The following is a 16,060-nucleotide window of genomic DNA, read 5'->3' on the forward strand; positions in this document are numbered from 1 at the left end:
TCGCGACGCGGCCCCCCGCTACTCGCTCCAGCGGTCGAGAAAATCGGCGAGCGTCCGGCCGGGCTCCGGTCGGAACCGCTCGTCGATCGACTGCACCGCCGCGATCCGGTCGAGCCGGAACGTGCGGAAATCCTGCCGCAGCTCGCACCATGCGGCGAGCAGCCACTTCGGCCCGTAGAACAGCAGTCCGAGCGGCCTGACCCGGCGCTCGGTCCGCTGTGCCGATTCGTCCTCATACAGAATCTGCAGCGTCTGGCGATCGCGGATCGCCCGGCGGTAGGGGCCGCTGTCGATCCGGTACTCGGGATCGACCGACTGACGCGGCGGCGCGAACAGCGCGAGATCGGCGATCCGCCGGTCCAGCTGTTCCGGGACCGCCGCGCGCACCCGGTCGACGGCGCGGCCGGCAGCCTCGGCCATCGCCGGGTCGGTCCAGCTCTGGACGATCCGGAGGCCGAACACCAGCGCCTCGATCTCGTCGGCATCGAACATCAGCGGCGGCATGTGGTAGCCCGGCCGCAGAAGGTAGCCGACGCCGGCCGAGCCCTCGACCGGCACACCGCTCGCCATCAGGTCGGCCATGTCGCGGTAGATCGTGCGCGACGACACCTCCAGCAACGTCGCGAGCTCGGACGCCCGCGTCGCCCGCCGCCGGCGGCGCAGTTCGTCGACGATCCGGAACAGGCGATCGGCACGGCGCATGGCGCAGTCTACCCCGGTCTGCTGTCAGGACGCTGTCAGGAAGTACCCGGGCTGCCGCCTCCCTGCTGACACCGTGCTGTCGGCAGCCTGGGCGCAGGGTGCGGGCATGGGACCTTGCTACGACACCGACAGACAGATCGCGCTCGGCCTCGACCCCCGGGTCCGGGCTCCCGCGCCGTCACGGCACGCGATGCCGGCATCGCCGTTCAGATGGCTCCTGAAGCTCTGGGTTCTGAGGCGCCGGCTGTGCTTGCGGCCGGTCCCGGCTCAGTCCAGCACGGTGACCGGGTCGCCCGGAACCACCTGACCGCCGAGCGTCACCCGGGCGTAGATCCCGCAGTCCTCGTGCCCGAAGCCGCGCAGCAGGTCGCGCGGAACGGTCAGGTCGCGCTGTCCGGTCGACGGATCGACGTTGGTCGCGGCGCAGCGGCCGATCCGTTCCTCGACCGTCAGCTCCGCCGACCCGATCCGCAGGCGGCGGCCGACCCAGCCGAACTCGACCCAGGGCGCGGCGCCGTCCAGCAGGATGTTGCCGCGGAAGCGCGCCGGGTCGACCGGCCGGCCGACGACCCGCTCGAGGTCCGCGACCGAGGCGCGGTTGATGATCGACACGAACGGCGCGTCGGCGTCGCTGAACGACTCGTCTCCGCGGTCGACCAGTCGCGGGGCACCGCGCAATTCGGCCTTCAGATAGGCCGCGAAGAACTGCTCGATCACGGTCCGCCCGGTCTGGGTGGACAAGGCGCCGCGCGCCACGGTGCGGCCGCCGCGCTGCAGCACCAGGGTGGTGGTCTCCGGATCGTACTCGACCGACAGCGCCGCCAGCCGTGGATTGCTCATGAGCTGAAGGAAATGCGCCTTGGACAGCCATTTCGGCGCCGCCGGGTCGATCGGCGCGGTGCCGTGCGCGACCGCGAACCGCCGGTCGTGCGGGATGGCCCGACCGGCGCGCAGTTCGACCGTCGCGAGCGCCTGCGCGGACAGGCCCTTGACCGGGTAACGTTGCAGTGCAGCGACGGTGATGCTCATGGTTCGAAAGAACGCCCGCCCCCGGCGGATGTCAACGTTCCGGCGAGGGGTCGACAAGGTGTCGCGGGCGCTTGTGTTGCAATACGGCAACACCCATATGCCATCGTGACGGAGGGCGGGGCCGTATCGGACCGTGCCGGGTCGGTCGAGAGTCCACGAGTCCTCGGCAAACCGGTATCCTCCGCCGAACGTCGCACGATCGCCTGAACGGGGTCGGCGCGGCGGTACTGGCGAAACGCGGTACTCGACGGAGACACTGATGAACTTCGAGAAACTGTCCGACCGCTCGCGCGGTTTCCTGCAGTCGGCCCAGACCTATGCGCTCGGCCAGGGTCACCAGCGCCTGCTGGTCGACCACCTGCTGAAGGTCTTCCTGGACGACAAGGAGGGTCTGGCCTCCAGTCTGATCGAACGCGCCGGCGGCGACCCGAAGGCCGCCCGGATCGCGGTCGAGGCGACGCTCGGCAAGGTCCCGCGCGTCGAGGGCAGCGGAGCCGGCCAGGTCTACATGTCGCCGGAACTGGCCCGGGTGCTGAGCCAGGCCGAGCAGGTGGCCGAGAAGGCCGGGGACCAGTTCGTGACGGTCGAGCGGCTGCTGCTGGCGATCGCGATGGCGGCCGGGACCGACGCGGCCAAGGCTCTCAAGGACGCCGGCGTGAACCCGCAGGCCCTCGAGCATGCGATCCAGGACATCCGCAAGGGCCGGACCGCCGACTCCGCCAACGCCGAAGGCAACTTCGATGCCCTGAAGAAATACACCCGCGACCTGACCGAAGCGGCCCGCAACGGCAAGATCGACCCGGTCATCGGCCGCGACGAGGAGATCCGCCGCACCATCCAGGTGCTGTCGCGCCGCACCAAGAACAATCCGGTCCTGATCGGCGAGCCCGGGGTCGGCAAGACCGCCATCGTCGAGGGGCTGGCGCAGCGCATCGTCAACGGCGATGTCCCCGAGGGCCTCAAGAACAAGCGCCTGCTGGTGCTCGACCTGGGCGCCCTGATCGCCGGTGCGAAGTTCCGCGGCGAGTTCGAGGAGCGGCTGAAGGCGGTGCTGAACGAGCTCGGCCATTCCGAGGGCGAGGTCATCCTGTTCATCGACGAGCTGCACACCCTGGTCGGCGCCGGCGCCGCCGAGGGCGCGATGGACGCCTCCAACATGCTGAAGCCGGCGCTGGCGCGCGGCGAGCTGCACTGCGTCGGCGCCACCACGCTGGACGAGTACCGCAAGCACATCGAGAAGGACGCCGCCCTGGCGCGGCGCTTCCAGCCGGTGTTCGTGTCGGAGCCCGGGGTGGTCGAGACCATCTCGATCCTGCGCGGCCTGAAGGAGAAGTACGAGCTGCACCACGGCGTGCGGATCACCGACGGCGCCCTGGTGGCGGCCGCCAACCTGTCGAACCGCTACATCACCGACCGCTTCCTGCCCGACAAGGCCATCGACCTGATGGACGAGGCCGCCAGCCGCCGGCGCATGGAGGTCGACAGCAAGCCCGAGGCGATCGACGAGCTGGACCGCAAGATCATCCAGCTCAAGATCGAGCGCGAGGCCCTCAAGAAGGAGGACGACAAGGCCAGCCGCGACCGTCTCGACAAGCTGGAGAGCGAGCTCGCCGACCTGGAGGATCGCGCCGGCGAGCTGACCGCGCGCTGGCAGAACGAGAAGGAGATGCTGTCCGGCTCGCAGAAGCTGAAGGAGAAGCTCGACCAGGCCCGCCAGGAGCTGGAGGTGGCCAAGCGCCAGGGCGACCTGACGCGCGCCGGCGAGCTGACCTACTCGGTGATCCCCCAGCTCGAGCAGACCCTGGCCCAGGCCGAGGACGCGTCGTCCAAGCGGATGCTGAAGGAGGAGGTCAACGACAGCGACATCGCGTCCGTGGTGTCGAAGTGGACCGGCATCCCGGTCGACAAGATGCTGGAGGGCGAGCGCGAGAAGCTGCTGGCCATGGAGGTCAACCTGCACAAGCGGGTGATCGGCCAGGACGAGGCGATCGGCGCGGTCGCCAACGCGGTGCGCCGGGCCCGGGCCGGGCTGCAGGACCCGAACCGGCCGATCGGCTCGTTCCTGTTCCTGGGCCCGACCGGCGTCGGCAAGACCGAGCTGACCAAGGCGCTGGCCGAGTTCCTGTTCGACGACGAGCAGGCGATGGTCCGCATGGACATGTCCGAGTACATGGAGAAGCACGCGGTCGCCCGGCTGATCGGCGCCCCGCCAGGCTATGTCGGCTACGAGGAGGGCGGCGCGCTCACCGAGGCGGTGCGGCGGCGGCCCTACCAGGTGGTGCTGTTCGACGAGGTCGAGAAGGCCCATCCGGACGTGTTCAACGTGCTGCTGCAGGTGCTCGACGACGGCCGCCTGACCGACGGCCAGGGCCGTACCGTCGACTTCCGCAACACGCTGATCATCATGACCTCCAACCTCGGCGCCGACCTGCTGGCCGGCCAGCCCGACGGCGAGTCGGTGGAGGCGGTCCGCGACGGCGTGATGGACGTGGTGCGCCACGCGTTCCGGCCGGAGTTCCTGAACCGGCTGGACGAGATCCTGCTGTTCACCCGGCTCGGCCGCGACTCGATGAAGCACATCGTCGACATCCAGCTCGGCCGCCTGCGCAAGATGCTGACGGACCGCAACATCTCGCTGGAGCTCGACGACGCCGCCCTGGCCTGGCTGGCCGACGCCGGCTACGACCCGGTCTACGGGGCCCGGCCGCTGAAGCGGGTGATCCAGCGCTCGCTGCAGAACCCGCTGGCCAACCGGATCCTGGAGGGCCGGATCCGCGACGGCGCCCGGGTGACGGTGTCGGTGCTCGACGGCCAGCTCGCCATCGACGGCGAGAAGGCGGCGCGCGCCGAGGAAGTCACCATCGAGGCGGCGGAGTAGTCGCCCGGTCTCGTCGCCGTCCCGGCCCGCCGCCGGGCGGCGACGAGATCCCGTATCGCCCCCCCCCCGATCCAGCGTAGTCTGATGCCAGCGACCTGCCGGAGGCCCGGAAAGGCGCGGGTTCGGTACCTCCAGCGGACGCGTGGCTCCCGTGCGGGAAGACAGCTTCACCGAAGTCAGCGAGAAGAGCTGGGCGAGCCGGCTCGGCGGATCCCTGGCCGGTGCGCTGGTAGGCGTCCTGCTGTTCGCCGGCAGCTTCTTCGTGCTGGTGTGGAACGAGGGCCGGGCGGTCGACGCCATCGTCGCGCTCGACGCCGGAGCCGGCATGGTGGTCGTGGTTCCGGCCGACCGCGTCGATCCCGCCAACGACGGCAGGCTCATCCACGTCTCCGGGCCCGCCACCGTGACGGCGCCGCTGGTCGACCCGGTCTTCAAGGTCGGCGGCGACCGGCTGCTGCGCCTGGAACGCCGGGTCGAGATGTACCAGTGGCGCGAGGACAAGGAGACCTCGACCGAGACCGGCGTCGGCGGCAAGGAGACGACGCGCACCACATACAGCTACGTCACCGGCTGGTCGGAGGCGGAGATCGATTCCTCGACGTTCCGGCGGCCGGAAGGGCACGGCAACCCGAGGCTGCCGTACCGCAGCCAGACCCTCGACGCCCGCCCGGTCCGGCTCGGCGCCTATACCCTCGGGGAGTCGCAGATCCGGCAGATCGACGACTTCGAGCCGTTGCCGGTGGACGGCGACGCCGCCCTGCCCGCCGGGTTCCGGCGCGACGGCGAGGCGATCGTGCGCGGCGCACCGGAGAGCCCGCAGGTCGGCGACCTTCGTATCCTCTTCCAGGCGGTGCCGGCGCAGACCGTCAGTGTCGTGGCCAGACAGGCGGCAGGCGGCCTCACGGCCTACCGCGCCGCGAACGGCCACGTGATCGAGCTGGTGCGGACCGGTGCCCACGACGCCGAGTCGATGTTCCGGGAGGCCAAGGCCGAAGAGGCCCTGTTCACCTGGATCCTGCGGGCGGCCGGCTTCCTGATGATGCTGGTCGGCATCGCCCTGCTGGCCAGCCCGCTGACGTGGCTGGCAAGCGTGCTGCCGTTCCTGGCGAGCATCGTCGGCTTCGCCGCGTTCGGTATCGCGCTGATCGCGGCGGTGCCGCTGACACTGCTGACCATCGCCCTGTCGTGGCTGGCGTTCCGGCCGCTGATCGCCGGCGGCCTGATCGTCGCCGCGGTGGTGCTGATGCTGGCGATACGACGGCTGGTCCCGCGCCGCCGGTCGGCGGCGCCCGCTCCCGCGGAAACCTGACGCCGCCCTCCCCCTTCCCCATGCCCGCCGGGCGCGGCACACTCCGGGAAAATCGAAACCGTCCCGGGGAGTGAGCATCCATGAACACCGTCGCCCAGCTTCGCGTCGACCTCGCCTGCGCCCTGCGCTGGGCCGCCCGCATGGGGCTGAACGAGGGGGTCGACAACCATTTCTCGGCGGCCGTCCCGGAGCCGGACGGCACCATCCGGGGCGACCGGTTCCTGATCAATCCGTTCGGCTGGCACTGGTCGGAGATCACCGCGTCGTCGCTGGTGCTGTGCGACGCCGACGGCACCGTGCTGGAGGGCGACGAGACGGTCGAGGCGACGGCGTTCTGCATCCACAGCCGGATCCACGTGAACCACCCGAGCGCCGCCGTCGTCCTGCACACCCACCAGCCCTATGCCACCGCCCTGACCCTGCTGGAGGGCGGCCGGCTGGAGATGGTCGAGCAGAACGCCCTGATGTTCGACGACCGGATCGCCTATGACGATGACTACGAGGGCCTGGCGCTGGCCACCGAGGAGGGCGACCGGATGGCGGCGCAGATGGACGGCAAGCCGATCCTGATGCTGGCGTCGCACGGGGTGCTGGTGTCGGGGCCGACCGTCGCCGACGCCTTCAACGACCTGTACTACCTGGAGCGCGCGGCGATGTTCCAGGTGCACGCCAAGTCGACCGGCGGCACCCTGCGCCGGATCGGCGACAACGTCCGGGCCCGGGTGATGGGGCAGATGGAGGAGGAGCGCCGGGCGGTCGCCGACCGGCACTTCAAGGCGCTGCGCCGCATCCTCGACCGCGAGGAGCCGGGCTACCGGATGTAGCCGGCGGCGCCGATGCAGTGCGGCACCGATGTCGGTGGCCGGTGGGTTCCGGAGCCGGGCGCCGACGCGCCCCCTCCGGAATGACGGAAGAGAGATGGAATCGTCATCCCGGAGAAGCCGCGTGAGCCGCTGGCTCCGGGATCCACGGAGCGACGGGCCGTCCCGACCGGTGCCTACGAGCCCTCGGCCGGCTTGGTCAGGGACTCGATGGTCGCCTGCAGGCGCTCCAGGTTGTAGGACGACAGCCGGTAGGCCCAGCCCTCGGTCTGCGCCCGTGCCGCCTCGCCGCGCTTGCGGGCCTCCTCGCCGGCGTCTCCGGCGATCGCCACCTCGACCCTGATCCACGGCGACGCCCCGTTGCCGTCCGGCGCCGCCGCCAGGTCCAGGCTGACCGTCAGGCCGTCACCGGTGGAGTACACGGCACCGCCCGGCCCGCCGTCGAAGTCCAGCCCGGCCGCCGACCGCACGTCGTCGAACAGCAGCCGCTCGATCAGCGTCGCGGCGTTGTTCACGCTGTACTGCGAGCCGATCTTCCGGCCCTCGGGCAGTCCGGCGATCCGGAAATCCTGGCCGTCCCGCTCCAGCCGCAGGATCTCGCCGGCGGCCGAGGTCAGCTCGGCCGCCACGATGGTCTCCTTCGGGATGTTCACGACCTCCTGCACCAGCCACTCGACCGGGCCGCCGCGCAGGTCCAGCTCGCCCTCGGCTAGGTAGCTCTGGTTCTCGCCGCCGCGCCGGACATAGACCATCGGCTTGCCGCCGGTCAGGCTCTCGCGCTTCTTGCCGATGAACAGGTCGGCCAGGGTGTCGCCGCCGGCGGTGGTCACGGCGATCCGCGACGCCTGCGAGCCCTTCTGCCCGAGATCCGCCAGGTCCAGGCGGTCGAGGCGGGCCGGGTCGGCGGTCTTGCGTTCGATCAGCTCGAGCTGGCCCAGGTCGAACAGCAGCTTGCGGACCAGGTCGGTGCGCGCCGGATACTGGTCGCGTTCCTTGAGGATCCAGCCGTTCTCGGTGCGCAGCAGCGTGACCGTGCCGGTCTCGGCCCCCTCCGCCCGGGCGATCCTGACCTGCTGCACCTCGCCGGCCCGCTCCTGCAGGTCCGGGAACAGCCGTTCGGCCTCGACCTCGCTGCGGGTCTCCGCGGTCCGGTCGATCACCGCGACCACGGCGGCGGCGGTGGCCACCAGGGTGGCGGCGCCGAGCAGGAAGACGGTACGTCGTCGGATCATGGCCCCCTCCTCACGCCTCGACCGCGCTGCGGCGCGACCGGCGGCGGACCCGCCAGGCGGCCAGGGCCAGCGCGAAGATCGCCACCAGCACCGGCATCAACGCGATGTTGGCGAACAGCACCTTGGTCTCCAGCCGCTCGACGTCCTCGCGCAGCGAGCGCTGGACCTCGCGCAACTCGTTCCGCAGCCGCAGGATCTGGCGCTGGTACTCGGTGACCTGCCGGCGCTCCTCGTCGCTGAGCGCCACCGGGCCGCCGGTGCTGGCCTGCCGGTCGCGCAGGGCGTCCAGCTTCGTCTGGGTCTCGGCCAGGGTCTCGCGCAGCTCCTGCTCCTTGGCCTGGTACTTGCGGTCGGCCTCGCGCTTGATCTGCTCGATCACCTCGAACGGGCGGTAGGACGAGCCCTGGCCGCGCAGGTCGAGCAACGCCGACGAGCCGGTCAGCCCGTCCATGACGTTGGCGACGAAATCGCCGTTGCCGGCCCCCGGCACCGCCACGCGGCGGCCGAAGAACTCGCGGTACTGCACCCAGAAGCGGTCGATCAGCACGTCGCTGTCGGCCACCACGACCGCCTGGATCGGGCCCTTCGACTCGGTCAGCACGGTGTCGAACACGGCGGTCGGGTCGTCGTCCTGGCCGTCGGCCAGGGCCGGTCGACCGTCCGGGAAGGCGGTCTTGACGGTGCCGGTCACCATGCCGGCCAGGACATAGGCGTCGCCGGCCTGGTATTCGCGCAGCAGCTTCTCCGGCTCCGGCACCGGCCCCATCAGCTTCTTCGCGTCGATCAGCATCGAGCCGGGGCTGGAGGTCACCAGCGGCGTCAGGGTGATCGCCGCGCCGTCCTTGACCGACAGGGCCCCGGCGCTGGCCACCGCGAGGGTGTCGATCTGCGCGGTGATCGGCGATTCCCGGTTCAGGTTGCGGGCCCCGCGCAGCAGCAGCCACGGCACGTAGGACACGTAGTCGCGACCGTTCGGCTGCCCGACCCGGCGGGCGGCGAAGCGGTCGCCCACCACCTTGTCGATCGGCATCTGCAGGCCCCAGGCCTCGAAGATCGGCTCCAGGGTGCTCGACGGCGCGTCGGCCATCGGCCCGCCGGTCATCGGGCCGGCCTGGGACTCGGCATAGGGATCGACGAAGATCGCCGCCTTGCCGCCGCCCAGGATGTACTGGTCGATCGCGAACAGCGTGCGCGGCGACAGGTTCTTCGGGTGCGCGACCATCAGGATCGCGATGTCGTCCGGGATCTTCTGGACGTCGTTCGGCAGAGTCTCGATGTCGAGGACCTCGCGGATGCGCTCGGCGACCACCATCGGCGGGACCTGCTCGGGCCGGCCCGTCTGGCCCATGCGGACGTCGCCGTCGATCTTCAGCGAGCCGATCAGCCCGACCTTGCCGGACGCCCCCTGCGACAGCGCGTAGATCATCTTGGTGAGGTCGTATTCCAGCAGCGCCTCGCGGTCCGGCTGCAGGAACGGGATGGTCTCGACGTCGTCGGTCATGTTCGACCCGGCGAGGCCGAAGAACACGTTGCCCTCGACGCCCTCGAGCGGGATCTGCTGCAGGCCGAAGGACACCGCACGGTCCTCGACCGGGGTGAACGGCGTCGGGTCGTAGATCTCCAGGATCACCTTGCCGTCGGAAAGGCTGGCGTATTCGCGCAGCACGTCCTGCACGCGCTCGGCATAGATGCCGTAGCCGGGCGCCTGGGTGCCGAGCCGCTTGGAGTAGAACAGCCGGAGCGTGACCGGCTCCTCGATGGCGTCGAGCACGCGCTGGGTGGCCGGCGACAGCGAGTACAGCTTGTCCGCCGTCAGGTCGACGCGCTGGGCCGTCAGGGTGAACGACACCAGGACGTTGACCGCGACGAACAGCACCGCCAGCAGGGCCAGCGCCAGGGCGGTCAGGCGGGCGGGGTCGCGGCGGCGCGCGGTGTCGGTCGCGGCGGGATGCGGGGTGGTCATGGTCAGTCCGCCTTCTTGAGGTCCACGATCAGCGCGTTGGCGAACAGCGCCAGCGCGATGGTCGAGCCGAAGAAGATCGCATCGCGCAGGTCGATCACGCCGCGCGCGATCGCCTGGAAATGCGTGAGGAAGCCGAAGCCGGCGACGATGTCGACGACCATGGCCGGCGCCCAGCCGCGGAACGCCTCCAGCACGAAGTCGCTGCCGGCGAGCGCGAACACGAACAGCACGGCGGTCGTCACCACGAAGGCGATGACCTGGTTCTTGGTGGCGGCCGAGATCATCGAGCCGACAGCCAGGAAGGCGCCGGCCATCAGCAGGCTGCCGATGTAGGACGCCAGGATCACCCCGTTGTCGGGATTGCCGAGCAGGTTGACGGTGATCCACAGCGGGAAGGTCAGCGCCAGCGCGATCGCGGTGAACACCCAGGCCGCCAGGAACTTGGCGATCACCGCCTCGCCCATGGTGATCGGCAGGGTCAGGAACAGCTCGATGGTGCCGGTCCGCCGCTCCTCCGCCCACAGCCGCATCGACAGCGCCGGCACCAGGAACAGGTACAGCCAGGGATGGAAGGTGAAGAACGGCTGCAGGTCGGCCTGGCCGCGCTGCAGCAGCCCGCCCAGGAAGAAGGTGAGCGCGCCGGCCAGGACCAGGAAGATGACGATGAAGATATAGGCCAGCGGGGTGGCGAAGTAGCCGCGCAGCTCGCGCCGGGTGATCAGGGCGACGTTACGCATGGGCCGCCTCCGTGCCGACGGTCCCGGTCGTCACGGCCCCGGTCGTCACGGCGCGGAACACGTCGTCCAGGTTTCCGCTGGGCGCCAGGCCGCGCAGGCCGTCCGGGGTGTCGTCGGCCAGGACCCGGCCGCGCGCGATGATCATGGCGCGCGAGCACACCGCGTCGACCTCCTCCAGGATGTGGGTCGAGATCACGATCGCCTTGTCGGCCGCCATCTCGCGGATCAGCTTGCGGACCTCGAACTTCTGGTTCGGGTCGAGGCCGTCGGTCGGCTCGTCGAGGATCAGCACCGGCGGCTCGTGCAGCAGCGCCTGGGCCAGGCCGACCCGTCGCTTGAAACCCTTCGACAGGGTCTCGATCGGCTGGTGGGTGACCTCCTCGAGCCGGGTCTTGGCCATTGCGCCGGCCACCCGCTCGCGGCGCTCGGCGCCGTCGTAGCCGCGCACCCCGGCGATGAACTCCAGGAAGCCGATGGTGGTCATGTCGGGATAGGCCGGCGCGCCTTCCGGCAGGTAGCCCAGCGCCCGCTTGGCGGCGATGGGATCCTCCAGCACGTCGTGCCCGCAGATCACCGCGGTGCCGGCGGTCGGCGCCAGGAACCCGCAGATCATCTTCATCGTGGTCGACTTGCCGGCCCCGTTCGGGCCGAGAAAGCCGAGGACTTCACCGGCCGCTACTTCGAAGCTGAGGCCGTCGACCGCGGTCTTCGGCCCGAAGCGCTTGACCAGACCGCGCACCGATAATGCGTTCGTCATGTTCGATGGACCATGATGACTGGAAAGACCGCCGCATGCGGTTGGCTGGTGTACCAATTTCCCTGCGAATTACAAGTTACCGCGGTAGTCTGCCCGACATTGTGGAGAGATCATGGCAGCGATCGTCGACCGTCCGGGACCGTCCCGCACCCTCTCCCTGAACGCCGCGATCGCCCGGATCCGGCTGGTCTCCGGGCTGATCCTGTTCGCCTACGTCCTCACCCATCTGCTGAACCACGCGGTCGGGATCTGGTCGCTGGAGGCGCTGGCCGCGGCCAGCGGCCCGTTCGTCGCCCTGTGGCGCAATCCGGTCGGCACGGTGCTGCTGTATGGCGGGCTGGCGGCCCATGTGCTGATCGCGCTGCGGGCGATCTGGCTGCGCGACTCGCTGCGCGCCATGTCGCCGGCCGAGATCGCCCAGCTGGTGCTGGGGCTGGCGATCCCGCTGCTGCTGCTCGACCACGCGATCGCCACCCGCTACGCCAGCGCGGTGCTGGGGGTGAACGACAGCTACACCTACGCGCTGCTGAACATGTGGGTGTTCTCGTCCTGGCAGACGGTCAAGCAGCCGGTCGCCCTGACGGTCGCCTGGGTGCATGGCTGCGTCGGCCTGTATCTCTGGCTGCGCTTCCGGCCGTGGTTCGAGCGGGCCGCACCGTGGCTGCTGGCGGCCGCGGTCGCGGTGCCGACGGCGTCGCTGGCCGGCTACGTCGCCGCCGGCATGGAGATCCGCGAGCTCGCCCGGGACCCGGCCTGGCTGAGCGCCGCGGTCGCCGCCATGAACCTGCCGGCGAGCCCCGAGATCGCCGCTACCGTTCGGCTGATGGACTGGGCCCGCATCGGCTTCGCGGCGGCGGTGGCGGCCGCCTTCGTCGCCCGGTCGGTGCGCCTGGCCGTCGAGCACCGCAGCCGCGACGCCACCCTGCGCTACGGCAGCGGCAAGAGCGTCCGCGCCATGGCCGGCATGACGGTGCTGTCGGTCAGCCAGCATTACGGCATCCCGCACGCCTCGGTGTGCGGCGGCCGCGGCCGCTGCTCGACCTGCCGGATCAGGATCGGCGCCGGCCTGGACGACCTGGCGCGGCCGAGCGAGGCCGAGGCCAGGGTGCTCAGCCGGATCGCCGCCCCGCCGAACGTGCGCCTCGCCTGCCAGACCGTGGTGGTCGACGGCCTGGAGGTCATGCCGCTGCTGCCGCCGCACACCGCCGGGGTGGGCCATGCGCGCGGCGGGCCCGACTACCTGCAGGGCCGCGAGCTCGACATCGCGGTGCTGTTCGCCGACCTGCGCGGCTTCACCCAGCTGTCCGAGCACCGCCTGCCATACGACGTGGTGTTCATCCTGAACCGGTACTTCGCCGAGATGGGGGCCGCGATCGAGGGCGCCGGGGGCCGCATCGACAAGTTCATCGGCGACGGCATCATGGCGCTGTTCGGCATAGACTCCGGCCCGGGCGAAGGCGCCCGCCAGGCGCTGGCCGCGGCCCGCGCGATGGGCGAGCGGCTGGCCGACCTGAACGCCAGCCTGGAGGGCGACCTGAACGCGCCGCTGCGGATCGGCATCGGTATCCATCTCGGCTCGGCGATCGTCGGCGAGATGGGCTACGGCCGGGTGCGCGGCGTGACCGCGGTCGGCGACACCGTCAACACCGCCAGCCGGCTGGAGGCGCTGACCAAGGAGCACGGCGCCCAGCTGATCGTCTCGCAGTCGCTGGTCGAGGCCGCCGGCGTCGACCTCGGCGCCGCCCCGACCCTGGAGATCGACATCCGCGGCCGCAGCCGGACCCTGGCGGTGCGGGTGGTGGCCGACGCGTCGGCGCTGCCGGGGTAGTAGCCGCCTCGACGCCCCGTCGCTCCGTGGGTCCCGGAGCCATCCGCTCGCGCGGATTCTCCGGGATGACAGATAGAAATTGCACCGTCATTCCGGAGAGTCCCGGACTTGATCCGGGACGGCTCCGGGACCCATCCGCCGCCTCGGCGCACACCGCACCCGTTCCCCTCCGGCGCTTGTCGCAGTGCAGCACGGGACCTAGGGTGGGTCGGTGGCATTCGCACCCCCCTTCCGTCGGCCGACGTCGATCCCCGCCCCGCTCGCCGGCGCCCTGATGATGGCGCTGGCCGCGGCGGCGTTCAGCATCATGCATGCCGGCATCCGGCATCTCAGCCTGACCGGCGAGATGCACCCGTTCGAGGTCGCGTTCTTCCGGGTGTTCTTCGGCTTCGTCGCGCTCGCCCCGGTGTTCATGCGCCAGGGCTGGGCCCCGCTGAGGACCGGCAAGCTGAAGCTGTTCGCGCTGCGCGGCGCGCTGAACGCCGCCGCCATGCTGATGTTCTTCTACAGCCTGTCGATCACGCCGCTGGCCACGGTCGCGGCGCTGGGCTTCACCGCGCCGCTGTTCGCCACCCTGCTGGCGATGCTGCTGCTCGGCGAGGTGGTCCGGCTGCGGCGCTGGACCGCCATCCTGGTCGGCTTCGCCGGCGCGCTGATCATCCTGCGCCCGGGCATCGTCGAGGTCGGGTTCGGGCCGCTGCTGGTGATCGGCTCGTCGGTGGTGTGGGCGGTCGCGCTGATGGTCATCAAGGTGCTGACCCGCACCGAGTCCAGCGTCACCATCACGGCCTACGCCTCGATCTTCCTGGCGCCGGTCGCCCTGGCGGCGGCCGCCCCGTACTGGACCTGGCCGGGGCTGGAGGCGCTGGCGATACTGGCCGGGCTCGGCATCCTCGGGACGGTCGCACAGACCGCGATGAACCAGTCGTTCAAGCTGGCCGACGCGTCGGCGGTGCTGCCGATGGACTTCAGCAAGCTGATCTGGGCCGCCGCCATCGGCTTCGTGATGTTCGGCGAGGTGCCGGACCTGTGGACCTGGGTCGGCGGCGCCCTGATCTTCGCCAGCGCCACCTATATCGGCATCCGCGAGTCGCGGCTGCGGCGACAGCCCGTCGCCGCGCCGGCTGTTGACCCGATGGCCGCGAGCGAGGATAAGCCCGGGCGAGCCTGACCGCCGTTCCGAGGAGTTCCCGCCCGATGGCCGAGATCGATCGCGTCCCCGTCGCCCGTGCCCTGATTTCCGTGTCCGACAAGTCCGGCCTGGTCGAGTTCGGCCGCGCCCTCGCCGGCATGGGCGTCGAGATCCTGTCGACCGGCGGCACCGCCAGGGCGCTGGCCGATGCCGGCGTGCCGGTGGTCGAGGTCGCCGACCGCACCGGCTTCCCGGAGATCATGGACGGCCGGGTCAAGACCCTGCACCCGGTGATCCACGGCGGCCTGCTCGGACGCCGCGACCTGGACGACCATGTCGCGGCCATGCAGAAGCACGGCATCGCGCCGATCGACCTGCTGGTGGTCAACCTGTACCCGTTCGAGGCGACCCGTGCGCGGGGGGCCGGCTGGGAGGAATCCGTCGAGAACATCGACATCGGCGGGCCGGCGATGATCCGCGCCGCCTCCAAGAACCACGACTTCGTCACCGTGGTGGTCGACGTCGAGGACTACGACGCGGTGCTCGACGAGATGCGCGCCAACGACGGCGCCACCAGCCTGGCGCTGCGCCGCAAGCTGGCCGCCACCGCCTATGCCCGCACCGCCGCCTACGACGCCGCCATCGCCGGCTGGCTGGCGGGCGAGCTGGGCGACGGCTTCCCGCGCCGCTTCACGCTCGCCGGCTCGGCCCCGCAGGTGCTGCGCTACGGCGAGAACCCGCACCAGCAGGCCGCCTTCTACAGGACCGCCGAGAACCGGCCGGGCGTGGCCAGCGCCGAGCAGCTGATGGGCAAGGCGCTCAGCTACAACAACCTGAACGACACCGACGCCGCCTTCGAACTGGTCGCCGAGCTCGACGGGCCGGGCATCGCGATCATCAAGCACGCCAACCCCTGCGGGGTGGCGGTCGCCGACTCGCTCAGCGCCGCCTGGGATGCGGCACTGGCCTGCGACCCGGTCAGCGCCTACGGCGGCATCGTCGCCCTGAACCGCACCCTGGACGGCGAGACCGCCGAGAAGATCGGCCGGATCTTCAGCGAGGTGATCATCGCGCCGGCATTCGACGACGACGCGCTCCGGGTGTTCGCCGCCAAGAAGAACCCGCGGATCCTGCTGCGCACCGGCGCGCTGCCCGACCCGACCGCGCCGGGCCATATGGTCCGCAACCTGGCCGGCGGCCTGCTGGTGCAGAACCGCGACAACGGCCGGGTCACGGAGGCCGACCTCAGGGTCGTCACCAGGCGGGCGCCGACCGCGCAGGAGATGCGCGACCTGCTGCTGGCGTTCCGGATCGCCAAGCACGTCAAGTCGAACACCATCGTCTACGTGAAGGACGGCTCGACCGCCGGCATCGGCGCCGGCCAGATGAGCCGGATCGATTCGGCGCGCATCGCCGCCCTGAAGGCCCAGGACGCCGCCCGGGCCGCCGGCTGGGCGGAGCCGCGCACGGTCGGCTCGGCCGCCGCCTCCGACGCCTTCTTCCCGTTCGCCGACGGCCTGCTGGCGGTCGCCGAGGCCGGCGCCACCGCGGTGATCCAGCCCGGCGGCTCGATGCGCGACGACGAGGTGATCGCCGCCGCCGACGAGAAGGGCCTGGCCATGGTGCTGACCGGCATGCGGCACTTCCGGCACTGAGGCCTCCGCTTTTCCTC

12 protein-coding genes are annotated in these 16,060 nt (G+C 70.9%); 6 read left to right on the forward strand and 6 right to left on the reverse strand.

The annotated features are described in order from the left end of the window. Positions 1–18: 18 nt before the first annotated feature. Together RIC31_RS12865 and RIC31_RS12870 are read right to left on the reverse strand one after the other, a co-directional pair. Positions 19–702 carry a helix-turn-helix transcriptional regulator gene (locus RIC31_RS12865; RefSeq protein ID WP_350107782.1) on the reverse strand — a complete coding sequence of 228 codons (684 nt, stop codon included), beginning with the start codon at positions 700–702 and terminating at the stop codon, positions 19–21. A 267-nt stretch (positions 703–969) separates the two neighbouring features. Further along, positions 970–1,731 carry an MOSC domain-containing protein gene (locus tag RIC31_RS12870; RefSeq protein ID WP_350107785.1) on the reverse strand — a complete coding sequence of 254 codons (762 nt, stop codon included), beginning with the start codon at positions 1,729–1,731 and terminating at the stop codon, positions 970–972. 259 nt (positions 1,732–1,990) lie between these two features. Here RIC31_RS12870 and clpB point away from each other — a divergent pair, with 259 nt between their 5' ends. The 3 genes from clpB to RIC31_RS12885 all read left to right on the forward strand — a co-directional run bounded on the left by clpB (position 1,991) and on the right by RIC31_RS12885 (position 6,742). Continuing rightward, entirely contained in the window at positions 1,991–4,609 is a 2,619-nt protein-coding gene (clpB, locus tag RIC31_RS12875; RefSeq protein ID WP_350107788.1) for an ATP-dependent chaperone ClpB, read from the forward strand. Between the two features lie 151 nt (positions 4,610–4,760). After that, positions 4,761–5,918, forward strand: a complete 1,158-nt coding sequence (locus RIC31_RS12880; protein WP_350107791.1) for a TMEM43 family protein — start codon at positions 4,761–4,763, stop codon at positions 5,916–5,918. A gap of 80 nt (positions 5,919–5,998) precedes the next feature. Further along, positions 5,999–6,742 (forward strand): aldolase, encoded by a 744-nt coding sequence (locus RIC31_RS12885; protein WP_350107794.1) that lies wholly within the window; start codon positions 5,999–6,001, stop codon positions 6,740–6,742. A 173-nt stretch (positions 6,743–6,915) separates the two neighbouring features. Here the strand turns inward: RIC31_RS12885 and RIC31_RS12890 are convergent, their stop codons facing one another. Genes RIC31_RS12890 through RIC31_RS12905 form a run of 4 tightly spaced genes read right to left on the reverse strand, consistent with a single transcriptional unit; the run spans position 6,916 to position 11,428 of the window. Beyond that, entirely contained in the window at positions 6,916–7,971 is a 1,056-nt protein-coding gene (locus RIC31_RS12890) for a DUF4340 domain-containing protein (RefSeq protein ID WP_350107798.1), read from the reverse strand. A gap of 10 nt (positions 7,972–7,981) precedes the next feature. Beyond that, a complete protein-coding gene (locus tag RIC31_RS12895) occupies positions 7,982–9,934 on the reverse strand; it encodes a GldG family protein (protein ID WP_350107801.1) in 1,953 nt (650 codons plus the stop codon). A gap of 2 nt (positions 9,935–9,936) precedes the next feature. Continuing rightward, complete coding sequence (locus RIC31_RS12900) at positions 9,937–10,671, reverse strand: ABC transporter permease subunit (RefSeq protein WP_350107804.1); 735 nt, start codon at positions 10,669–10,671, stop codon at positions 9,937–9,939. Then, positions 10,664–11,428, reverse strand: coding sequence for an ABC transporter ATP-binding protein (locus RIC31_RS12905; protein WP_350107807.1), 765 nt, complete (start codon positions 11,426–11,428; stop codon positions 10,664–10,666). The genes RIC31_RS12900 and RIC31_RS12905 overlap by 8 nt, the downstream gene beginning before the upstream one ends. A 112-nt stretch (positions 11,429–11,540) precedes the next feature. Here RIC31_RS12905 and RIC31_RS12910 point away from each other — a divergent pair, with 112 nt between their 5' ends. The 3 genes from RIC31_RS12910 to purH all read left to right on the forward strand — a co-directional run bounded on the left by RIC31_RS12910 (position 11,541) and on the right by purH (position 16,043). Continuing rightward, the gene (locus tag RIC31_RS12910) at positions 11,541–13,256 is read left to right on the forward strand and encodes an adenylate/guanylate cyclase domain-containing protein (RefSeq protein ID WP_350107810.1); all 1,716 of its coding nucleotides are present in this window, start codon (positions 11,541–11,543) and stop codon (positions 13,254–13,256) included. 211 nt (positions 13,257–13,467) lie between these two features. Next, positions 13,468–14,427 carry a DMT family transporter gene (locus tag RIC31_RS12915; protein WP_350107814.1) on the forward strand — a complete coding sequence of 320 codons (960 nt, stop codon included), beginning with the start codon at positions 13,468–13,470 and terminating at the stop codon, positions 14,425–14,427. 26 nt (positions 14,428–14,453) lie between these two features. Then, positions 14,454–16,043, forward strand: coding sequence for a bifunctional phosphoribosylaminoimidazolecarboxamide formyltransferase/IMP cyclohydrolase (gene purH, locus RIC31_RS12920; RefSeq protein ID WP_350107817.1), 1,590 nt, complete (start codon positions 14,454–14,456; stop codon positions 16,041–16,043). Positions 16,044–16,060: the final 17 nt, after the last annotated feature.

This window comes from Thalassobaculum sp. (assembly GCF_040219615.1).
Classification (GTDB): Bacteria; Pseudomonadota; Alphaproteobacteria; order Thalassobaculales; family Thalassobaculaceae; genus Thalassobaculum_A.